Below are 21,234 nucleotides of genomic sequence, written 5' to 3' on the forward strand. Positions count from 1 at the left end.
TGATGTAACTTCGTGTGACGTCCGCCATCGACGTTTCCCAACTGGGCCCCGGCCTTCGCCGGGGAGGTGCGGGGTGCCGACCGACTGAGATCAAATCTCGATCTGGCTGCCGAGCTCGACGACGCGGTTGGTCGGCAGGCGGAAGAATTCCATCGCGCTTTCGGCGTTGCGCAGCATCCATGCGAACAGCTTTTCGCGCCAGAGCATCATCCCCGGCTTGTCCGAGGCGAGCAGCGTCTGCCGCGAGAGGAAGAAGCTCGTGTCCATCATCTTGAAGTCCGCGCCACAGCTGTGCACCTGGCGCAGCGCGGCGGGGACGTCGGCATCCTCCATGAAGCCATAGCGCAGGATCAGACGGTGGAAGCCGTCGCCAAGCTCGTCGCGCACCGCACGGTCGTGCGCGGGCCAATAGGGCTGGCCGACGATCTTGACGGTCAAAAGGATGACGCGCTCGTGCAGCACCTTGTTGTGCTTGAGGTTGTGGAGCAGCGCGTGCGGCACGCCGTCGGAGGTCGAGGTCATGAACACCGCGGTCCCTGGCACGCGCGACGCGGAGTTCGCCGCCGAGCCGATGAACACCTTGATCGGCATCGCCGCCTCGCGCATCCGGTCGATCATCAGCTGCCGCCCCTTCGACCAGGTCGTCAGGAAGGTGAAGATGATGAGGCCGATCAGCAGCGGGAACCAGCCGCCATCGGGCACCTTGGTCAGGTTCGCCGCCAGATAGGCGCCGTCGACAAGGAAGAAGATCGCGAGCAACGGGATCGCGGCGATCTTCGGCCAGTTCCACAGCCGGAACAGCACCACGCCGAGCAGGCAGGTGTCGATCAGCATCGCCCCCGTCACCGCGATGCCATAGGCGCTGGTCAGGTTCGACGAGGTGCGGAAGAACAGCACCAGCAGGATCACCATCACCATCAGCGCACCGTTGACCAGCGGGATGTAGATCTGGCCCGCGGTCGCGGCACTGGTATGCTCGATCCGCAGCCGCGGGATGAAGCCGAGCTGGATCGCCTGCTGCGTGACCGAGAACGCGCCCGAGATCACCGCCTGCGACGCGATCACCGCGGCCATCGTCGCGAGGAGGACGAGCGGCAGCTGGAGGCTTTCGGGCGCGAGATTGTAGAACGGGCTGACCAGCGCCGCCTGGCCGTCGCGGAACAGCAGCGCGCCCTGCCCCATGTAATTGAGGATCAGCGCGGGCAGGACGAAGAACAGCCAGGAGATGCCGATCGGCCGGCGGCCGAAATGCCCCATGTCCGCATAGAGCGCCTCCGCGCCGGTGACCGCGAGCACCACCGAGCCGAGCGCGAGGAAGGCGCGGGTCGGATCGATCAGGAAGAACTCGACCGCATAATGCGGGGAAAAGGCCCAGAGCACGCCCGGCGTCTGGATGATGCTGAGGATGCCGAGCACCGCGATGACGCTGAAATACACCAGCATGATCGGCCCGAACACCATGCCGATTCGCGCGGTGCCGCTCTTCTGGACCCAGAACAGCGCGATCAGGATCGCGATCACGATCGGCAGGACGAGCCCGGCAAAGCTCGGCGCGGCGACCGCGAGCCCCTCGACCGCGGACAGCACAGAGACTGCCGGCGTGATCATGCTGTCGCCGTAGAACAGCGCGGTCGCGAAGACGCCGAGCAGGATGATCCCCTTGCTCCAGCGCCGCGTCTTGGTCTTGCCGGAGACGAGCGCGAGCAGCGCGAGACTGCCGCCCTCGCCCTTGTTGTCCGCGCGCATGATGATGATGACGTATTTCACCGTCACGACGATCATCATCGACCAGAACATCAGGCTGATGACGCCCATGATGTGCGCCGAATCGAGCGCGAGCTTATGGTGCCCCGCAAAGGTCTCGCGGAATGCGTAGAGCGGGCTCGTGCCGATATCGCCGAAGACGATGCCGATCGCGCCAAAGGCGAGTTTCAGCATGCCGTCCGCATGATGGTGGCCGGTATCCGGATCGAGACCGGCGGGGGGCACGGTCGAGGCCGCGGCTGTGGGATCGACGCTCACTGGACGGTGAATCGACCCGGAAGTGCAGCAATCATCATCGAAATTCCGATTTCACCCTGTGCCCCAAGCTGGCGCATTTAGCATGGGGGTTGGAGAGCGGCAACGGGACCGCCGGCAACGTGGATTAACCGGGGCTGATCATGCCGCTTCGCCTGTTTGAGGCAGGACGCTATCGGTAACGGGCATTGCCGTGCTTGGCCCTGGAGTCCTGCATACGCAGGAAAACGTCAGCGCGTGACGACTTCGCGAATCACGAAATGCGACGCCAGCCGCGTGACGCCGGGCAGTTGCGACAGCGTCTCGCGGTGGATCCTCTCGAACGTCTCGCCGCGGCGGAGCTCGACATGCAGCATGTAATCCGCCTCGCCGCTCATCAGGAAGCATTGCACGACCTGCGGGCATCGCACGATCTCCGCCTCGAATGCCGCCATCGTCTCCTTGCGCTGGTCGCGGAGCGTGACGTTGACTAGGACGATGCTCGGATCGCCGCGGGCCGCGCGCGACAGGACCGCGCGGTAGCCGGTGATCGCGCCGCTCTCGCGCAGCTGCGAAACGCGGCGGTGCGCCGCGCTCGGCGACAGGCCTACCGCCTCGCCCAGCTCGGCACTGGTCAGGTCGGAATTGGCGGCCAGCAGGTCCAGGATCCTGCGCTCGATCGTGATACTCACAAATTTCCCGCTTTGTCGTTCGTCGATGCAATATTTTCCCAAATCCGATAAGGCAGCGGGACGGCTTTGCGAACCCTTCCCGGTCGATGCGCGCTACACTGCGGTCAAAGATAATGGAGTGGAAATGATGCGCGTCGGTGTTGCCAAGGAAATCAAGAATCACGAATATCGCGTCGGCCTGACCCCGCCGTCGGTCGCCGAGCTGGTCGCCGCGGGCCATGAGGTCGTCGTCGAGACCCAGGCCGGGTCGGGCATCGACTTCGAGGACCAGGATTATGTCGACGCGGGCGCGACGATCCTGCCGACCGCCGCCGCGGTGTTCGCCGCCGCCGACATGATCGTGAAGGTCAAGGAGCCGCAGCCGGTCGAGATCGCGATGCTCGAACCGCGCCACCTGCTCTTCACCTATCTCCACCTCGCCGCGGACAAGCCGCAGGCCGAGGGGCTGATGAAGTCGGGCGCGACCTGCATCGCGTACGAAACCGTCACCGACCATCGCCGCGGCCTGCCGCTGCTGAAGCCGATGTCCGAGGTCGCGGGCCGCATGTCCGTGCAGGTCGGCGCGCATTATCTCGAGAAGGAACAGGGCGGTCGCGGCGTCCTGCTCGGCGGCGTCCCCGGTGTCGCGCCTGCCAAGGTCGCGATCCTCGGCGGCGGCGTGTCAGGCGTCAACGCCGCGCAGATGGCGGTCGGCATGCGCGCCGACGTGACGATCTACGACATTTCGAACGATCGCCTTGCCGAGCTCGACATGTTCTTCTCGAGCCAGATCAAGACCGCCTATGCCTCGAAGGCCGCGATCGCGGCGGCGGTGAAGAATGCGCATCTCGTCATCGGCGCGGTGCTCGTGCCGGGCGCGGCAGCCCCCAAGCTCGTCACGCGCGAGATGCTGAAAACGATGAAGCGCGGTTCGGTGCTGGTCGACATCGCGATCGACCAGGGCGGCTGCTTCGAGACGAGCCATGCGACGACGCATGAGGATCCGGTGTTCGAGGTCGACGGCGTGATCCATTACTGCGTCGCCAACATGCCCGGCGCGGTCGCGCGCACCTCGGCCTTCGCGCTGAACAACGCGACGCTGCCGTTCGCACTGAAGCTCGCCAATCTGGGTGCGGAGGCCGCGATGAAGGCTGACCCGCATCTCGCCAACGGGCTCAACGTCTACAAGGGCAAGATCGCGTACAAGGCGGTCGCGGATGATCTGGGTTTACCTTACGAAGCTTGGTCGAATTAAGCGGGAACGGATGCGGAACACGGGGGTTGGACAGGCGGAAGGAATTTCACGCATGTCCGACACACCGAACCCCAAGTCCGAGCCCTTTTCGAACGCCGAGAAGGATCCGCACGACTGGACGACCGGCGACGAGAAGATGACCGGCGCACAGGCCAGCTATCTGAAGACGCTGTCCGAAGAGGCGCATGAGGAATTCGACGAATCGCTGTCGAAGGCCGATGCCTCGCTCAAGATCGACGAGCTCCAGGGCAAGACCGGCCGCGGCCAGTAAGCCCTTTTGCGGCACGGAACGGGACCCAGGATCCCCGGCATCGCGCCGGACGATCCGGGTCCCGTTTTGCGTCAGTGATCAGCTCGCCGGTGGGGCGTCCTGTGCGGCCATGACCTGATCGAGCAGCGCGAGGCGGACCGCGATCTCGTCGTGATAGGACACGCTTTTCGGGGTCAGCGCGAGCGCGCGGGCCCAATAGGGTCGTCCCGCCGCGAAATTGCCCGACCGGACATAGGCGAGGCCGAGGAAGAAGGGCGGCGCCGGGTGGCGCGGTGCGATCCGCATCGCCTGCTGGAACGCGAACAGCGCCGGCGGCGAGACCTGATCGCCGTCATGCGCGGCCAGCGCATTGGCAAGCCCGGTCCACAGGACGAGGCTTTTCGGCGCGACGCGGATCCCGCCGAGCAGGACCTTCACCGCGGCGCGGCGCTCGCCGATCCGCGTCATCGCATCCGCCGCGACCAGATAGGCGGCGGCACCGGTATAGCGTTCGAGCATCTTGTCGCGCAGCTCGATCATCGACCCGTCATCGGGCGTGATCGTCGTGCCCGTGACGACCGGATGCCCGGCAAGCTCAGGCTCGCCCTGCAGCGCATAGCCCGCCGCGCCGAGCATCAGCGCGGCGGCGACCATCGACCAGAGCAGCCGGTCGACCCTCAGCACCGCCAGCAGCGCGAACGCCCCGACCGCGATGATCCCGAGCCAGAGCCAGCCCATCAGCGCGTCCTCCGGCGGAAACTCGACCGCGCGATCCACAGGCCGATCGCCAGCAGCGCGATCGGCGCCAGCCACAGCGGCCAGGTCAGCCCCGACAGCGGCGGGTCATAGGTCACATAGTCGCCATAGCGCGACACCAGCCAGTCACGGACCGAAGCGGGCGTCTCGCCGCGCGCGATCCGTTCGCGGACCAGCGCGCGCATGTCGGCGGCCATCTCGGCATCGCTGTCGGCGATCGACTGGCCCTGGCAGACGAGGCAGCGCAGCGTCTCCATCAGCGCCTTGGCGGAGGCTTCCTTGGCAGGGTCGGCGAGCTGGACATTGGCGTAATGCGCGGGCGGCGTGACGGGCTGCGCGGCGGCGGGCGCGGTGCAGAACAGCAGCGCCGCGACCGTCGCGCCTGCCGCCAGCGCAAGGCTTGACCGCCCGCTCATCGGGCTTCCCTGACGGCCTGGACGATCTCGCCGATATTGTCCTCGCGGATGTCGCCGATGATCTGCTTGACGACGATCCCGCGGCCGTCGACCACGAAGGTTTCGGGCACGCCCGACGAGCCGAGCGCGAGCTGGACCCGGCTCGCGGTGTCGCTGCCGATCCGCGCATAGGGATCGCCGTTGCGGCGCAGGAAGCCGGCGATCGCGGGCGTCGTGTCGCGGATCGCGATCGCGTCGATCGGGATGCCCATCGTCTTCAGCCGCATCAGGTGTGGCGCCTCGGCGATGCAGGGCACGCACCAGCTGGCGAACACGTTGAGCAGCCGCGGCTGACCGCCCTTGAACGAGGCGCTGGTCAGCCCCGGCTTGCCCGGCACCATCGCGGGCAGCGCGAAATCGGGCAGCGGCTTGCCGACCATCGCCGAGCGCACGACCTTGTCCGCCGGCCGGAACAGCCCGCTCGCCACCACCGCGAACAGCAAGGCGAAGATCGCCAGCGGCGCCCAGAGCGCGAACCGCTTCATGCCCAGGCCGCCCGGACTGCGCTGCGCCGTTCGCGACGCAGCCGCCCGACCAGCGACAGCGCGCCGCCCAGCGCGATCAGCACGCCGCCGAACCAGATCAGCGTCACGAACGGCTTCCACCACAGCCGCAGCTGCCACCGCCCCTGCCCGTCGGGCTGGCCGAGCACGGTATAGAGCTGGCCGTCGAGCGCGGTCAGGATCGCCGATTCGTTCGTGCTGGTCGGCGGATTGGCGAAGAAGCGAAGCTGCGGGTGGAGCCGCGTGCTGTCATCGCCGCGCGTCGCGGTCAGCTGCGCCTCGAGCGCGGACCAGTTCTCGCCGATCACCGGCGAGATCCCGTCGAGCGTGACGCTATAAGGCCCCACACGCGCCGATTGGCCTGCGCGCACCGCGACCAGCGTTTCCCTGGTGAACGCGCTGTCCGACGCCATGCCTGCCAGGCTGACCGCGATGCCAAGATGCGCGAGGACCATGCCATAGGTGAACATCGGCGTGCGCCGGAGATTGCGCTTCCAGAGGGGCGCAACGCTCGCCACGGCGAGGCCTGCGGCGAGGCTGAGCCCTGCCCAGGGCAGCACGCCCGGCCAGACGAACAGCAGCGCGACTGCCGCCACCACGGTGGCCGCGATCGGCAGCGCGACGCGGCCGACGACCGCCCTCGCCTCGTCACGACGCCAGCGCAGCAGCGGCCCGACCGCCATCACCGCGACCAGCGCCAGCGCGATCGGCCCCGCCGCCTTGTTGAAGAAGGGCGGCCCCACCGACAATTGCACGCCGAAGCTCGCCGCGACGATCGGGTAGAGCGTGCCGATCAGGACGATGCCGAGGATCACCGACAGCAGCAGATTGTTCGCGACCAGCCCGCCCTCGCGGCTGACCGGATCGAAGGTCGTGCCCGCGCGCACGGTCCCGATCCGCGCGGCGAACAGAGCGAGCGCGCCGCCGATATAGATGGCGAGCAGCGCGAGGATGAACGCGCCGCGCTCCGGATCGACCGCAAAGGCGTGGACGCTGGTCAGGATGCCCGAGCGCACCAGGAACGTGCCGATCATCGACATCGAGAAGGCGACCACCGCGAGCATGATCGTCCACGCACGCAGCCCGTCGCGCGTCGCCAGCACCGTCACCGAATGGAGCAGCGCGGTCGCCGCGAGCCACGGCATCAGCGACGCATTCTCGACCGGATCCCAGAACCACCAGCCGCCCCAGCCGAGCTCGTAATAGGCCCAGTAGCTGCCAGCAGTGATGCCGAGCGTCAGGAAGATCCACGCGATCAGCACCCAAGGGCGCATCGCTTTGGCGAAGCCCGGTCCGACGTCACGCGTGACCAGCGCACCGACCGCGAACGAGAAGGCGACCGAAAGCCCGACATAGCCGGTGTAGAGCGTCGGCGGGTGGAACGCCAAGCCGGGGTCCTGGAGCAGCGGGTTGAGCCCCAGCCCGTCGGGTGCCGCCGGGGTCAGCCGCGCGAACGGATTGGAGGAGAAGAGCAGGAACGCGTAGAAACCGAGCGCGATCGTCGCCTGCGCGCCGAGTGTCGCGACCAAAGTGCGTTCGGGCAGCGACCGTTCGAAGATCGCGACCGCGCCGCCCGCCAGCCCCAGGATCGTCACCCAGAGCAGCATCGACCCCTCGTGATTGCCCCAGGCGCCGGCGAACTTGTAGAGCCAGGGTTTCGCCGAATGGCTGTTCTCGACGACCAGCTTTACCGACATGTCGGAGTTGAGGAACAGGTTGATCAGCAGCGCCATCGCCAGCGCGGCGAGGACGCCCTGGACGATCGCCACCGGCCGCACCGCCGCGGCAACGTCGTCGCGGCCGCGCGCGATCCCGATCACCGCCATCGCGAGTTGCAGCGCCGCCAGCGCGCCGGCGAGCCAGAGCGCCGCGAGTCCGGCTTCGGCGATCATGAACCGCGGTCCGGTGCGAGCGTCTTGGTCTCGTGCATCTTGCCCGCCATTTCGGGGGGCATGTATTTCTCGTCGTGCTTGGCGAGCAGGTTGGACGCGACGAAGCGGCCGTCGGGCTGGAACTGCCCCTCGGCGACGACCCCCGATTTCTCGCGGAACAGGTTCGGGACGATTCCGGCGAAGACGACGGGCGTGGTCGCGGCACCGTCGGTGACGGTGAAGTGGACGGTGACCCCGTCCGCGGCGCGCTTGACCGATCCGTCCGCGACCATGCCGCCAAGCCGGACCGCGCGGCCGAGCGGCAGCCCGTCGCGCTTCACGTCGGAGGGCGCGTAGAAGAACGACGCCTGGTCCTTCAGCGCGGACAGAGCGAGCAGCCCCGCGACGACGACCGCGCCGAGCGCGAGCAGCGCGAGGGTGAGCCGCTGATGCTTGGCCTTCATCGCTCCGCCTTCCGCATCGCCAGATAGCTGAGCAGTGCGACGACGGCGCCGCCGCCCAGCGTCACGGCATAGGCGGCAATCACGAACGGCCAGGCGGTCATGCGCGCACCTTCACGCTCTGGCCATCCGACGCATCCGCGCCTCGGCCTTGGCGGTGGCGAGCAGGGTCCGCATCCGCATCAGCACGATTCCCGCAAAGACGAAGGTGAAGCCCGCGAGCATGATCGGCAGCGGCCAGAGGATCGCGCCGTCGATCGTCGACTTGGTCAGCCCGATGCTCGGCCCCTGATGCAACGTGTTCCACCAGATCACCGAATAGCGGATGATCGGCAGCAGCACCGATCCGGCCAGGCCGTAGAGTGCAGGCACGCGACCGTCGCCGCCGCGGTCCGCATCGGCTTTCGCCAGCGCCATATAACCGAGATAGACGAAGAACAGCAGCAGCATCGAGGTCAGCCGCCCGTCCCATTGCCACCACGTCCCCCAGGTCGGCCGTCCCCAGATCGAGCCGGTCATCAGGCACAAAGCCGCGAACACCGCACCAGGCAGCGCGATCGCGCGTGCGGCGATGCCGGCCAGCGGATGACGCCAGACGAGCAGCATGATGCTGGAGATCGCGATCCCGCTCCAGCCGCCCATGCCGAGCCAGGCGGCGGGAACATGGATGTAGAGGATCCGCACCGTCTCGCCCTGCAGATAGTCGGGCGGGGTCTGCGTCAGTCCCGCCCAGCAGCCCAGCGCGATCAGCGCGACGCCCGCCCAGAACAAAGCAGGCGTCAGCGGCCTGGCGATCTTCAGGAAGCGCGCGGGATTGGCAAGGGCGTGCAGGGTGGCCACTGGGTGTTACCACTATGGCAAGTCGTCACGGACTTAAAGCCCCCCTCCCCACGTGGGAGAGGGCGGGCGGATGAGGGGTATGTGGTCGCGCGCGCCACGCCCCCTCATCCGGCGCTTTGCGCCACCTTCTCCCCGGAGGGGAGAAGGATTTAACGGCCGATCAGGCGCTTTGCGATCGAATCGGCGACGTCGGACGACGGTTCGCCGCTGCGGTCGCTCTCGTCCCAGACCTGGATCAGCCGCTCGGGGATGCGTGCGATCCGCGCCTTCACTTCGGCTTCGTCGCCCTGGCCGAGATATTCGAGCCCGACATTGATGATGCCGCCCGCGTTGATCACGTAATCCGGCGCATAGAGGATGCCGCGTGCGTGCAGTCGCGCACCGTCCTCGCGGACGCTGAGCTGGTTGTTCGCGCCGCCCGCGACGACCTTTGCCTTGAGCGCGGCGATCGACATTTCGGTCAGGATCGCGCCCAGCGCGTTCGGGCTGAAGATGTCGGTGTCGGTCGTCAGGATCGCCTCGGCGGGGACTGCGGTCGCGCCGAGTTCACCCGCCAGCGCCTGCGCGCGGCCCTCGTCGACGTCCGCGAGCGTCAGCACCGCGCCGTCCTTCGCGAGCAGCCGGGCGAGCCCGCCGCCGACCGAGCCGACGCCCTGGATCGCGACGCGTACGCCCTTCATGTCGGTCGCGCCGAGCCCGCGCTGCGCCGCCGCCTTGACGCCCAGATAGATGCCGAGCGCCGTGTACGGCCCCGGATCGCCGCCCGCCGCACCGCTCGCGACCGGCAGGCCCGATACGTAGCGCGTCTGGGTCGCGATCACCTTCATGCGCTCTTCGGACATGCCGACGTCTTCGGCGGTCACATAGCGGCCGCCGAGCGATTCGACCGCGCGGCCGAACGCCTCGAGCTGTTCGGTGGTGATCACGTCGCCGGGCTTGGCCGCGAGGACCACGCCCTTGCCGCCGCCCAGCTCAAGCCCGGCCATCGCGTTCTTGAAGCTCATGCCGCGCGACAGGCGCAGCGCGTCGGTCACCGCGCGGCCATTGTCCGCATAATGCCAGAAGCGGGTGCCGCCAGCCGCGGGGCCGAGCTTGGTCGAATGCAGCGCGATGACGGCGCGGAGACCCGAAACCGGATCGGTGAAGACGTGAACGCCCTCATGGTCGTCGAAATCGGGAAGGTCCCAAACCGCTGTCATCGCCGGCTCCATCAGGAAGAAGAAAATTGCTTAAACCTGAAATATTATTTTCCGGCCGGTTTTACCAGCACAAAGCGGCGCAAGGCCAAGCAGTTGGGAAAATAATGGGGCGACCGACGGGACTTGAACCCGCAACATCCGGCATCACAAGCCGACGCTCTAACCAATTGAACTACGATCGCCGCGAAGGCCCGTGCCCCTAAGCGGGCTGTCCGTGTCCGTCAAGCGCCGCGATCATGCGCGGCGTCGAATGTCGTCAAAAACTGCCTTCGATCGCCTGGCTATAGCCGCCCGCCCCGCGCACGAAGCCGATCGATTCGAGCCGCTGCTGGACGATCGGGTCGGTCGGTTGCAGCGTCAGCACCGCGCGGTAGCGGCCCGTGCCGTCGATCCGCAGCGTGATTCCCTCGGTCCCCGCCTGGCTGGCGAGCGGCACGATGAGCGCGTCGCCCTCGCATTTGGGCGTACCGCTGACCGACTGCGGCAGCGTGATCCCCGCCACCTCGCCGCCCAGCGTCGCGCGCACCCGCCCCTCGGCACGCTCGCACTGGCCGTCGGCAAACCGCACGGTCACGCCGTCGAGATCGAGCGTGGTGACCGGCACCGGCGCGAACACGGTGCCGGTCGGGATCGTCGCGGTCAGATCATCGACGCCGAACCCGTGACGGCTGACGCTCGCCGATCCGCGCAGCGGTCGAGGGTCGGTTTCGGGGCCGGCCAGCACGATCCGCGCGCGACCCGCCAGCAGCGGCAAGGGCGCGAGCCGGGCATGGAGGTTGCCTAGCGACACCTCGCCGAACCGCGCATCGGTCAGCGTCGCCCCCCAGATCGTGCCCGTCACGCGGCGCGCGACGAGGCCCGCATCCTCGATCCCGACCCAGCCGAGCGCGGCGCGCATCGGCAGGAACACGATCAGTGCGAGCAGCAGCATGCCGCCGAACATCGCGGTCGGGCCGGTCCGCAACCGGATCCGCGTGACGCGGCGTGCGCCGACGCCCACGAAGCGTGCGCTGTCGCTCATGCGGCGCGCGCCTTCAACGTCATCGTCACGCTCACCGTACGGTCACCCTTGTCGGTCATGGTCAGCGCGTCGACCAGGATGCCCGCGCGCTCGAGCCGCGCGAGCCATGCGGTCAGCGCGCCCGGCCGCGCCGACGGCATCACGATCCGCACCCGGTCCGCGCCCTCCTGGTCGAGACTGGTGATCGCGAACCCCGCGAGGTCCGCCTGGGTCCGCACGATCGCATCGAGCGATCCGGTCAGCGGCGTGGGCCGCGATCGCTGCGCGTCGCGGAGCAGCGCGACCATCGCCTGCGTCTCGCCGAGCCGGGTCACGGCGTTGGCATGGCGTTCGCGCGCGCTCGACAGGCCGTCGCCGACCGGGCGGATCACCGCGCCCCAGAGCAGGGTCAGCACCGCAAGCGCCGCCATCACCAGCAACAGCCGCTTCTCGCGCAGCGATCGCCCTTCGAACCAGTGCCGCAACCCGGTCATGCGCCCTCGCTCCCGCCTGCACGGCCCGCCGTGATCGTGAATTCGCCCGACACGCGCCCTGCCGCCGCCTGGAAGACGCCCGCCTGAACCGCAAAGCCGGCACGCTCGAGCGCACTCCTGAGATCGGTCGCCAGCGCCTCGCGCTCGACCGCGACGCCCAGCCGGACAGTCCCGTTCGGCTGGAAGTCGAGCGCGGTGATCTCGCTGCCCGGCGTCGCCTGGACCACGGCAAAGATCGTGGCGGTGGTCGTGCTGAAGCCCAGCCCCGGCCCGCGCACGCGCGACAGCCGTTCGCCAAGCTGGCGCCCGGCATCGTTCACCGTCTCGCCGCGTGGCAGACCGGAGCGGGCGACCTGTTCGGTCTGCGCCTCGATCATGTCCGCGCCGAAGCTGTATTTCGCGATCCGGACCAGCGTGATCGCCAGCGTCACCGCGAGGATCAGCCCCGACAGCACCGCCAGCCGCCGGATCAGCGCCCAGTCGAGCGCGAATCGCCGGCGTCGCGCGAACATCCCCTGCCGCAGGTCTAGCGGCCATGTCGCGACCGCCGCCGCCAGCGCCGCCTCGAGCGCGTCGGGCTCGACGGCCACGGGCGGCGTGTCGCCCATCACCAGCGCGGTCAGCCCCGGTTCGTCGGCAAATCCGGTCGACGTTCCGCGCACGACCGTGTCGCCGGCAAGCTCGGCGCGGACATAGCCCTCGTCGGGGCGCGGCAGCAGCATCGGCGCGGGGAGCATCGCGACCGGATCGACGCCGGCCGCCGCGAGCATCCGCAGCCAGCCCTGCATCGCCTCGATCCCGACCACGCCAATCGGCCGGTCGCCCTGCCCCTCGTCACCGACCGCGACATGGAGTTCACCGAGCGGCGCCGCGCTCGCCTCCGCCGCGAGCAGCCGGGCGGCGGCGGTCGCCTGTGCGGCGCTGCGCGACGGCAGTTCGGCCCAGTGCAAGGTCACCGCCTCCGCCGGCGCCACCGCGATGACGCCGTGGTCCGCGTTCAGGTCGCCGCGATCCTCCGCGGTCGGGATCCCCTCGCCCTGCGCGACGATGCGCTGGTCGGCGATCCGCATCCAGCGAAAGCCGGTCGCGCCGGAGGGAAGGAACAGGAGCGTGGTCATGATGGCTCGCCCCATTGCCGCGATACGAGCCGCGCGGGAAGCGTGGTCGCGTCCATCAGTGCCTGTTCCTGCAAAACCGTCGTCCCCACCGTCACGTCGATATCGAGCGTGAACCATTTCGACACCACTGCCGTCCCCCGTTCGCCGTCCGCATTAGAATTGCCCTGCAACGCCGCGCTCTTGAAGAACACGTCGGTGGTCGCGACCCCTTGCGGCGGGCGTTGCAGGATCATCTGGCGCGCGCCCGCGATCGACATCGTGTCGGGAAACAGCATCGCCAGGATCGGCGCCTGTTCGGGGAGCAGCGTGTTGACGTTGATCGGCGCCGCCTGCGCGACCGGCAGCGTACAGATCCACGGCCTGAGCGTCGCATAGATTTGCGGCGTCATGCCGACCACCGCGCGGAGTTCGCTCGGGTCGGTCATCAGCGTTCCCGCGGTGCGATAGGGCGTCTCGCGGTTCAGATAGGCGCCGTCCTCCGCGCCCATCGCTTGCTGGTCCTGGTCGCTGTCGATCCAGTCGGCGGCGCCCGCGGCGATCTGTTCACCGACCTGCGCGGGGATGTCGAGCAGCCGCATCAACCGGACGAATTGCGGCCGCATCAGCGGGTCGGTGACATAGGCGCCGGCGCGCCCGCTCACCAGGCTGTTGAGATTGAAGCAGTTCCCCCCGTCCCGCACGCGCGCGGTCGCAAAGCCGCCGCCGGGCAGCGGCATGCCGAACGGCTTGCCGCTCCAGTCGCCCTGCAACGTCACGCGTTTCACATTGGGCCCGAGCATCGCGTCGATCCGCGTCAGCGCGAGCGTCTCGGCGGCCAGCGCATAGGCGCGCGCCTGCTCGCCCGCCGCGGCATTGCCCGCCAGCCGCGTCGACAGCCGCAGCTTCTCGAGCGCCGCCCCCGCCATCACCGCGACGATCGCGACGAGCATGAGCACGGTCAGCAGCGCGGCGCCCCGCTCGTGTTCAGGGGGCTTCATTCTGGACCTCCCGCGCGGGCGGCGCATAGCCCGATCCGACGAGGAACAGCTGGCGATAGACCAGGCCGTCGGTGCGCTGGACGCTCAGCTCCATCGCCTCGGGCAAGGGCACGCCCTGCACACCGTCCCAGCGGTCGCTCCACGCGCCGCCGAGCCGGTAGCGCAGCCGGACCTGGCGGACATTGGGCAGCAGCACGGCGGGCGGCAGCGGCGGCGCGCCGTCGACCATCGGATAGGCGATCCGCTGCAGCGCGCCGTCCGCGACGCGGTAGGCGACCTTCTGCGTGCTCGACCGCGCTGCGCCGTCGATATTGGTCCAGCCACCGCGGACGAGGCGGAGCATCGGTGCGACGTCCGACCCGCTCTCGCCGACAAAGGCGGGCAAGGGCGCGCCGGATTCGTCGCGCGTGCCCCGCAGCGCCGCCTGGCCGAGATCCGCGGACAGGATCGACATCGTCCGCGTCAGCGCGCCGAGATCGTCGAGCTTCGTCCCCGTCGCACTCTGCGCCTTCACGCTGAACGACAGGATCGCCACCCCCGCCGCCGCGATCATCCCGAAGATCAGCAGCGAGACCATCACCTCGACCAAAGTGAAGCCGTGTTCGGCGGAACGCCTCACGAGGGTGAAGCCGTGTTCGGCGGAGCGCCTCACGGGCGTGAAGCCGTGTTCGGCGGAGCGCACCGTGCGTCGCGCGGTCATGACGTCGTCACCGTCGTCGCGCTCTGGCGCGGGGCGGGGCGGATCATCGTCAGGCGGCCGAGCACCGCGCCGCCGCGATCCGCGACCGCCACGTCGATCCGCAAGACGGACGATCCGCCCATCGCGCGCACCGAGCGCGTCCAGGCCCAGCGGCGGCCACCATTGGTCTCGGCGCCGGTCACGGTTCCGGCGGTCGGCGGCTGCGCCTGCGTCACCGCGTCGATCGCGACGTTGCGCGCGACCATCTGCGCGACCAGCGTGTCGTCGAGGATCGACGCGCCGCGGATCGTCGCGCTCTCCAGCCGGACGAGCGCCATCGCCGCGAGGCTGAACACCGCCAGCGCGACCATGATCTCGATCAGCGTGAACCCGCGATCGGTTTCGACGCGCATCGTCGCGCAGGGCAATTCAGCGCGCATCGGCGCGCACGTATGAGGATCAGCGCGCATCGGCGCGCACGGTGCCATCGGCGTCGATCGTGACGGTCGCGTTCGCCCCGCCGCGACTGAGGGTCACGACGGCGGGCCGGTCGACCAGCCCGGTCGGGTCGAAGGTCACGCGGACGCGGCCGCTCATGTCGCCGATCACCGCGCGCGTGCCGTCGTTCCAGCGTTCGACGCGCATCGGTTTCTCGCTGATCGGCGTCCAGCCGCCCGCGAGCCGCTGGTCGAAGCCATAGCCGCCGCCGGTGATCCAGACGCTGACCGGACGTGCCTCGACGATCGCCGAATCATGCGCCGCACGCGTCCGCGCCGCGAACCGCGTCGCCTCGTCGAACACGCGGCCGCGCGGGTCGGGCATCACGAAGACCGCCACCGCCGATGCGAGCCCGATGATCGTCACCACGACCATCAGCTCTACCAGCGTGAAGCCGTGTTCGGCGTAACGCCTCGCGGGCGTAAAACCGCGGTCGGCGTGACGCCGGGACCTACTGCCAGCTGCCAATATCGGCATCGATCCCCTCGCCGCCTTCCTTGCCATCGGCGCCGAAGGTCCAGACGTCGGCCTCGCCATGCGTGCCCGGCGAGGCATAGAGATACGGGCGACCCCAGGGATCGTTCGGCAGCTTCTTCAGATAGCCGCCACGCTGGTAGCGCGACGGATCGGTCAGCCCGGCGGGCGCGGTGACGAGTGCGTTCAGCCCCTGCGACGTGTTGGGGAAGGTCATGTTCTGCAGCTTGTAGAGCTCCAGCCCGCCCTCGATCTGCGCGATATCCGCCTTCGCCTTCTGGATCCGCGCGGTATCGCCCGAGGGCAGCACGTTGAGCGCGACGATCGTCGCCAGCAGGCCGATGATCACGATCACCACCATCAGCTCGACGAGCGTGAAGCCGTTTTCGGCGGAACGCCTCAGGGGCGTGAAACCCGCTTCACGACGCTTCTTCTTCTCTTCCGGACGCATACAAAACCTCATTGGCCTGCCAGCGTGTTGAGCTGGAGGATCGGGAGCAGGATGGATAGCACGATCGTCGCGACGATGCCGCCCATCACGACGATGATCAGCGGTTCGAGCAGCGACAGAGCGGTGGCGGTGAAGCGGTCGAACTCGCGCTCAAGATAGTCGGCGGCGCGTTCGAGCATCTCGTCGAGCCGCCCCGCCGCCTCGCCCGACGCGGCGAGATAGGTCAGCAGCGGCGGGAACACGCCCGCGCGCCGCATCGCCGCGGACAAGCTGCCGCCGCCGCGGATCGCTTCGACGATCTGGTCCGACGCGAGCCGCAGCCGACGGTTGTGGATCGTGCTCGCGGTCAGGTTGAGCCCGTCGAGCAGCGGCAGGCGGCTCGCAACCATCGTCCCCAGCGTCCGCGCCATCCGCGCTGCATGCAGGTCGCGCAGCAGCCGCCCGAGCATCGGGATCCTGAGCAGCCAGCTGTCGAAGGCGAGCCGGAAGCCCGGATCCTTCAGCGCGCGCCACAGGATCAGCCCCGACAGCAGCAGGACGAGCGCGATCACCCACCAGTATCCAACGAGGAACGCCGAGAACGCCATCACCATCCGCGTCAGCAGCGGCAGCTCCTGCCCGACCGTGTCGAACTGTTCGACCACCTGCGGCACGACGAACATCATCAGCGCGGTGACCACCCCCATCGCGACGAGCGCGAGGATCGACGGATAGGCGAGCGCGGTGATCAGCTTGCCGCGGATCTCCGCCTGGCGTTCGAGCAAAGCCGCGAGCCGGTCGAGGATCGTCGGCAGCGACCCCGAACTCTCGCCCGCCGCGACCATCGCACGGTAGAGCGGCGGAAAACTCTTGGGCTCGCGCGCCATCGCATCCGCCAGCCGCCGGCCCTCGACGACGCCCGCATGGACGTGCTGGACGATCGCGCGGACGCTGTCCTGCTCGGTCTGGCGGGTGATCGTGCGCAGTGATTCCTCGAGCGGCGACACGCGGTTGAGCGTGGCGAGCTGGCGCGTGAACAGCGTCAGATTCTTGCCCGACATCTTGGGTTTGCCGAGCTGTAGCCCGAACAGTGGCCGTCCCTTGGTCGCCTGGGGCGGCGCGCCCGGGCTGATCTTGACGACGTAGAATTTGCGCGCGTCGAGCGTCGCGCGCGCGAGGTCGATGTCCGCCGCGGCGATATGGCCGCGGCGCTCGGCGCCCTTGGTATCGATCGCGACATAGTCGAAATCAGCCATGCGGGTTGCCCGGTTGCTTAACGCTTCCGTTCGTTTCGAGCGAAGTCGAGAAACCGTTGCCGCGCGCGCGGACAGGCGTTTCTCGACTGCGCTCGAAACGAACGGAAGGCCAGAGGGGCGTCATGCCGCCGCCACCTCGACGACTTCGGTCGTGTCGCGGCGCGAGACGCGGACCGCTTCCTCCGCCGTGGTCTGTCCCGACAGCACCAGCTCGCGCGCCGACTGCGCCAGGTTCGGCGACTTGGCAAAGGCATGCGCGGTGATGTCGGATTCGGCGCCGTCGGTGTTGATCAGCCGACGGATCGTGTCGTCGATGCGGACCGCCTCGAACACGCCGATCCGGCCCTTGTAGCCCGTCTGGTTGCAGTCGTCGCACCCTTGCGCGACGTAGACCACCACGTCCGGCGTAATGCCGAGCAACGGCGCGACGGTATCCGACGCGGGCACCGCCTTGCGACAGGTCGGGCACAGCCGCCGCACCAACCGCTGCGCGATCACCGCGCGGAGCGTCGAGGCGAGCAGGAAGCTTTCGACCTTCATGTCGCGCATTCGCGTGATCGCGCCGATCGCGTCGTTGGTATGGACGGTCGACAGCACGAGATGCCCGGTCAGCGACGCCTGCACCGCGATCTCGGCGGTCTCGCGGTCGCGGATTTCGCCGACCATCACCACGTCGGGATCCTGACGCAGGATCGCGCGCAGCCCCGCCGCAAAGGTCAGCCCGACCTTCGGGTTGACCTGGGTCTGGCCGACGCCATCGACCGCGTACTCGACCGGATCCTCGACCGTCAGGATGTTGCGGCTGCCGTCGTTGAGCAGGCGCAGCGCGGCATAAAGCGACGTGGTCTTGCCCGAGCCGGTCGGCCCGGTGACGAGGATGATCCCGTTCGGCTCGCTCAGCGCCTCGTTGAGCAGCGCGAACAGAGCGGGCGGCAGGCCCAGCGCCTCGAGGTCGATGCCGGCGTTTTCCTTGTCGAGGATACGCAGCACGACGCGTTCGCCCGCCCGGCTCGGCAGCGTCGAGACGCGGACGTCGAGGAGCTTGCCGCCCAGCGTCAGCCCCATGCGCCCATCCTGCGGCACGCGCCGCTCGGCGATGTCGAGCCGCGCCATCACCTTGATCCGGCTGACGACGACCGGCGCGACGTTGGGCGGCATGCGCAACGTCTCGCGCAGCACGCCGTCGATGCGCATCCGTACGACGAGCCCGGTCTCGTACGGCTCGATATGGATGTCAGACACGCCGTTGCGTGCGGCGTCGGCGATGATCCCGTTGATCAGCCGGATCGCGGGCGCATCGTCGGCGGTGTCGAGCAGATCCTCCGCAGTCGGCATGTCGCCGGCGAGCAGATCGAGCTCGTCGCTCATCCCGACCGCGGCGAGCGCGTTGGCCTGGCCGTCCATCGCATAGACGTTGGACAGCAGCCGGTCGAACGCGGGCGCCTCGACCGTGCCGATCGCGAACGGCCGGCCGAGATAGCGGCGCAGTTCGAGCAGCACCTTGGGGTCCGCACCTGCGCGCATCGCGATCGTGAGCGGCGAATCGGGGTCGGTGTGGTCGACGACGACCCCGAACTTGCGTGCGAAGGCATAGGGGATGGTGATCTGGGGGAGCGCGACCACAAGCCCCTCCCCTTCAGGGGAGGGGTTGGGGTGGGGCGATGCCACAAGCGCCGCGATTGCTGGGACAGGCCCCACCCCCAACCCCTCCCCTGAAGGGGAGGGGCTAAGGGCGCCCAGTTCATGCCCCTCGCGGATGATCATTTCTTCACCGGCCGGAAGACCGTGCTCGTGCTGCGCACCGGTACCGCGATCCGCGGATCCTCGATGCTGCCGGGGATCGGCGCGGACGGGATCGGCGGCGCCGCGCCCATGTAATCGCGCACCAGCTGATCGATCGACGGCTCGCGCTCGGGCTCGGCGAGCCCCTGCTGCAACCGCAGATAGCCGTAACGCTGTTCGGTGATCCGCCGGCTGTCGCCCGCGGTGCGCAGAATCGTCGGCCGGATGAAGATCATCAGATTGGTCTTCGACCGCTGCTTCGCCTTCGAGGTGAACAGGTGCCCGAGCACCGGCAGGTCGCCGAGCAGCGGGATCTTCTCGATCGTCCGGCGCTCGTTGTCGTCGAGCAGGCCGCTGATCACCGCGATCTGCCCGTCGTCGACGGTCCGCACCGTCTCGACCTCGCGCTTGTTGAGGATCAGGTCGCTATTGTCGCTCGACACCGGCCCGGCGATCGAACTGACCTCGAGCCGCAGGTTGAGCTTCACCGTCCCGCTCGAATTCACCTGCGGCCGCACGGTCAGCTCGATGCCGACATTCTGGCGCTGCGTGGTGCGGAACGCGTTGTCGAAATTGTTCGACAGCGCCTGGCCCGTGGTGATCGGAATCTCCTGCCCGACCAGGCTGTGCGCCTCCTGATTGTCGAGCGTGACGAGGTGCGGGACCTGGAGCAGGTTGGACGTCGTGTCGCTCTTCACCGCGTTGATGATCGCGCCGAAAAAGGTGCTGCCGATCTTGCCGCCAAAGCCACCGAACCCGCCGGTCGCAGCGAGGATCGAGCTGATCGCCGATTGCTGGAGCGTGTCGGCGGCGCTGCTGGTGTTCTTCGTCACCGTCGTGCTGCCGTCGGTGTTCGTCGTCGTCGTGGTCGAGGTGTTGAGTTGCGTCGCGCCGATCGCGCCTGCGATCTGCAGGATGTTCGGCGCGGAATTGGAGAAGGTCGACGCGCCGAACGCACCACCGCTGGGATCGCCGACGATGAACTGCGCACCCAGCGTCCGCGCGGTCGTGTCCGAGACCTCGGCCACGATCGCCTCGACCAGCACCTGTTCGCGGCGCGTATCGAGCTGGCGGACCACCTCGGCGAGCTGACGCTGGATCTCGGCGGGCGCGGCGATGACGATCGCGTTCGCGCCGATGAAGCGCGTGATGACCGCGGCGGTGCGGCCCCCCGCGGCGGTGATCGCGGGCTGGCCAGAGCCCGATCCCGATGATCCGCCGCTCGCCTGGACCGGCTGGCTGACCTGCGCCTGCTGCGTCCCGCCAAAGCCCGATCCGCCGCCATTGCTGCCACTGCTGCTGTTCGCGCCGAAATTGGAGCGCGACAGCGGCTGGCTGCTCGGCTGGGTCGGGGTCTGGCCGACCAGTTCCTGCAGCACCGGCAGCAATTGCTCGGCATCGGCGTTTTCAAGGAACACGACCTTGATCTCGGTGCCGTTGCGCGCCTTCTGGTCGAGGTCGGCGGCGACCTGCGCCAGTCGCGCGACCGTGGTCGGATCACCGCGCAGCGCGACCGCGTTCGATCCCTCGACCGCGACCACCGATGCGGTCGGCCCCGATCCCGCGCCGCCGCCCTGCGCGCCGCCCGGGGCCCCGCCGGTGCCGATCAGGCCCTGCAGCGCGGTCGCGATGTCGCGCGCGCTCGCATTCTTGAGCGCGACGACGCGCGTCGACGAGGTGTCGGTATCGACCCGGCGAATGACCTCGCGGATGCGGCGGATATTGTCGGCGAAATCGACCACCACCAGGCTGTTGCCCCCGCGGTTCGCGGTGACCGACCCCTGCGCGCTGACCAGCGGGCGGACGGTATCGACCGCGCTCGCCGCGTCGGTCGCGCGCAGGCGGATGATCTCGGTGACATAGCTGTTGCGCGCCGCCCCCGCGACGCCGATCCGGCTCGGCTGCGACGCGGCATTGTCGAGCGGCTGCACGCGGAACGCCCCGTTCGAGGTCGGCACCGCGACCAGCCCGTTGGCGCGCAGCGTGGAGAGGAACACCTCGAAATATTCGGACCGGCTGAGCGGCCGGTCGGTGACGACGGTCACCTTGCCCGACACCCGGTTGTCGATGATGAAGGTGCGCCCCGTGACCTTGGCGGCATCGGCGATGAACGCGCGAATATCGGCGTCGCGGACGTTGAGCGTCGTCTGCGCGCGCGCTTCCGCCGCCAGCGTCAGCGCCAGCACCGGAGCAAGGACCGAGGCGAAAACCAGATTCTTCATTGCAGCCTTGGTCTTGGAAAGGGGAAGGGAAGCGAAAGTCATGCC

22 protein-coding genes and 1 tRNA gene are annotated in these 21,234 nt (G+C 68.6%); 2 read left to right on the forward strand and 21 right to left on the reverse strand.

Annotated elements, in window-relative coordinates; translation table 11 throughout:
* Nucleotides 1-90: 90 nt before the first annotated feature.
* Both IFT87_RS01215 and IFT87_RS01220 read right to left on the reverse strand, forming a co-directional pair.
* A complete protein-coding gene (locus tag IFT87_RS01215; protein ID WP_107932838.1) occupies nucleotides 91-1,938 on the reverse strand; it encodes a potassium transporter Kup in 1,848 nt (615 codons plus the stop codon).
* A gap of 311 nt (nucleotides 1,939-2,249) precedes the next feature.
* Nucleotides 2,250-2,690 carry an Lrp/AsnC family transcriptional regulator gene (locus IFT87_RS01220; protein ID WP_037532292.1) on the reverse strand — a complete coding sequence of 147 codons (441 nt, stop codon included), beginning with the start codon at nucleotides 2,688-2,690 and terminating at the stop codon, nucleotides 2,250-2,252.
* 127 nt (nucleotides 2,691-2,817) lie between these two features.
* Here IFT87_RS01220 and ald point away from each other — a divergent pair, with 127 nt between their 5' ends.
* Nucleotides 2,818-3,924 carry an alanine dehydrogenase gene (gene ald / locus IFT87_RS01225; RefSeq protein ID WP_192007694.1) on the forward strand — a complete coding sequence of 369 codons (1,107 nt, stop codon included), beginning with the start codon at nucleotides 2,818-2,820 and terminating at the stop codon, nucleotides 3,922-3,924.
* Nucleotides 3,925-3,976: 52 nt separating this feature from the next.
* Nucleotides 3,977-4,195: a DUF3072 domain-containing protein gene (locus IFT87_RS01230; protein WP_031440730.1), complete on the forward strand. Its 219-nt coding sequence runs from the start codon at nucleotides 3,977-3,979 to the stop codon at nucleotides 4,193-4,195.
* Nucleotides 4,196-4,273: 78 nt separating this feature from the next.
* Here the strand turns inward: IFT87_RS01230 and IFT87_RS01235 are convergent, their stop codons facing one another.
* From IFT87_RS01235 to gspD, 19 genes are all read right to left on the reverse strand, one after another.
* On the reverse strand, nucleotides 4,274-4,912 hold the full coding sequence (locus tag IFT87_RS01235; protein WP_037532310.1) for a tetratricopeptide repeat protein: 639 nt from the start codon (nucleotides 4,910-4,912) through the stop codon (nucleotides 4,274-4,276).
* Nucleotides 4,912-5,346 carry a cytochrome c-type biogenesis protein gene (locus tag IFT87_RS01240; protein WP_037532295.1) on the reverse strand — a complete coding sequence of 145 codons (435 nt, stop codon included), beginning with the start codon at nucleotides 5,344-5,346 and terminating at the stop codon, nucleotides 4,912-4,914. Before IFT87_RS01240 ends, IFT87_RS01235 begins: the two co-directional genes overlap by 1 nt.
* Nucleotides 5,343-5,870: a redoxin family protein gene (locus IFT87_RS01245; RefSeq protein ID WP_031440727.1), complete on the reverse strand. Its 528-nt coding sequence runs from the start codon at nucleotides 5,868-5,870 to the stop codon at nucleotides 5,343-5,345. The genes IFT87_RS01240 and IFT87_RS01245 overlap by 4 nt, the downstream gene beginning before the upstream one ends.
* Nucleotides 5,867-7,780 carry a heme lyase CcmF/NrfE family subunit gene (locus tag IFT87_RS01250; protein ID WP_192007231.1) on the reverse strand — a complete coding sequence of 638 codons (1,914 nt, stop codon included), beginning with the start codon at nucleotides 7,778-7,780 and terminating at the stop codon, nucleotides 5,867-5,869. The genes IFT87_RS01245 and IFT87_RS01250 overlap by 4 nt, the downstream gene beginning before the upstream one ends.
* Complete coding sequence (gene ccmE / locus IFT87_RS01255) at nucleotides 7,777-8,223, reverse strand: cytochrome c maturation protein CcmE (protein WP_031395338.1); 447 nt, start codon at nucleotides 8,221-8,223, stop codon at nucleotides 7,777-7,779. Before ccmE ends, IFT87_RS01250 begins: the two co-directional genes overlap by 4 nt.
* 111 nt (nucleotides 8,224-8,334) lie before the next feature.
* Complete coding sequence (ccmC, locus tag IFT87_RS01260; RefSeq protein ID WP_107932387.1) at nucleotides 8,335-9,060, reverse strand: heme ABC transporter permease CcmC; 726 nt, start codon at nucleotides 9,058-9,060, stop codon at nucleotides 8,335-8,337.
* 149 nt (nucleotides 9,061-9,209) lie between these two features.
* Nucleotides 9,210-10,259: a Leu/Phe/Val dehydrogenase gene (locus tag IFT87_RS01265; protein WP_192007233.1), complete on the reverse strand. Its 1,050-nt coding sequence runs from the start codon at nucleotides 10,257-10,259 to the stop codon at nucleotides 9,210-9,212.
* A 105-nt stretch (nucleotides 10,260-10,364) separates the two neighbouring features.
* Nucleotides 10,365-10,441: transfer RNA gene (locus IFT87_RS01270), tRNA-His, on the reverse strand.
* Nucleotides 10,442-10,515: 74 nt separating this feature from the next.
* Nucleotides 10,516-11,280 carry a type II secretion system protein N gene (gspN, locus tag IFT87_RS01275; protein WP_052149383.1) on the reverse strand — a complete coding sequence of 255 codons (765 nt, stop codon included), beginning with the start codon at nucleotides 11,278-11,280 and terminating at the stop codon, nucleotides 10,516-10,518.
* Nucleotides 11,277-11,753 carry a type II secretion system protein GspM gene (gspM, locus tag IFT87_RS01280; protein ID WP_037532937.1) on the reverse strand — a complete coding sequence of 159 codons (477 nt, stop codon included), beginning with the start codon at nucleotides 11,751-11,753 and terminating at the stop codon, nucleotides 11,277-11,279. Before gspM ends, gspN begins: the two co-directional genes overlap by 4 nt.
* On the reverse strand, nucleotides 11,750-12,871 hold the full coding sequence (gene gspL, locus IFT87_RS01285) for a type II secretion system protein GspL (protein ID WP_192007235.1): 1,122 nt from the start codon (nucleotides 12,869-12,871) through the stop codon (nucleotides 11,750-11,752). Before gspL ends, gspM begins: the two co-directional genes overlap by 4 nt.
* Complete coding sequence (gene gspK, locus IFT87_RS01290; RefSeq protein WP_037532276.1) at nucleotides 12,868-13,848, reverse strand: type II secretion system minor pseudopilin GspK; 981 nt, start codon at nucleotides 13,846-13,848, stop codon at nucleotides 12,868-12,870. Before gspK ends, gspL begins: the two co-directional genes overlap by 4 nt.
* Nucleotides 13,835-14,548: a type II secretion system minor pseudopilin GspJ gene (gene gspJ / locus IFT87_RS01295; protein ID WP_192007237.1), complete on the reverse strand. Its 714-nt coding sequence runs from the start codon at nucleotides 14,546-14,548 to the stop codon at nucleotides 13,835-13,837. The genes gspK and gspJ overlap by 14 nt, the downstream gene beginning before the upstream one ends.
* Entirely contained in the window at nucleotides 14,545-14,967 is a 423-nt protein-coding gene (gspI, locus tag IFT87_RS01300) for a type II secretion system minor pseudopilin GspI (protein WP_249403152.1), read from the reverse strand. The genes gspJ and gspI overlap by 4 nt, the downstream gene beginning before the upstream one ends.
* A 19-nt stretch (nucleotides 14,968-14,986) precedes the next feature.
* Nucleotides 14,987-15,502: a GspH/FimT family pseudopilin gene (locus IFT87_RS01305; protein WP_192007239.1), complete on the reverse strand. Its 516-nt coding sequence runs from the start codon at nucleotides 15,500-15,502 to the stop codon at nucleotides 14,987-14,989.
* Nucleotides 15,477-15,950: a type II secretion system major pseudopilin GspG gene (gene gspG, locus IFT87_RS01310; protein ID WP_192007241.1), complete on the reverse strand. Its 474-nt coding sequence runs from the start codon at nucleotides 15,948-15,950 to the stop codon at nucleotides 15,477-15,479. Before gspG ends, IFT87_RS01305 begins: the two co-directional genes overlap by 26 nt.
* A gap of 8 nt (nucleotides 15,951-15,958) precedes the next feature.
* Nucleotides 15,959-17,185 carry a type II secretion system inner membrane protein GspF gene (gene gspF, locus IFT87_RS01315; protein WP_056405499.1) on the reverse strand — a complete coding sequence of 409 codons (1,227 nt, stop codon included), beginning with the start codon at nucleotides 17,183-17,185 and terminating at the stop codon, nucleotides 15,959-15,961.
* A 120-nt stretch (nucleotides 17,186-17,305) separates the two neighbouring features.
* Nucleotides 17,306-18,949, reverse strand: a complete 1,644-nt coding sequence (locus IFT87_RS01320; RefSeq protein ID WP_446740625.1) for a GspE/PulE family protein — start codon at nucleotides 18,947-18,949, stop codon at nucleotides 17,306-17,308.
* The gene (gspD, locus tag IFT87_RS01325; protein ID WP_192007245.1) at nucleotides 18,946-21,189 is read right to left on the reverse strand and encodes a type II secretion system secretin GspD; all 2,244 of its coding nucleotides are present in this window, start codon (nucleotides 21,187-21,189) and stop codon (nucleotides 18,946-18,948) included. Before gspD ends, IFT87_RS01320 begins: the two co-directional genes overlap by 4 nt.
* Nucleotides 21,190-21,234: the final 45 nt, after the last annotated feature.

It is taken from the genome of Sphingomonas sp. CFBP 8765, assembly GCF_014841445.1.
GTDB lineage: Bacteria > Pseudomonadota > Alphaproteobacteria > Sphingomonadales > Sphingomonadaceae > Sphingomonas > Sphingomonas aerolata.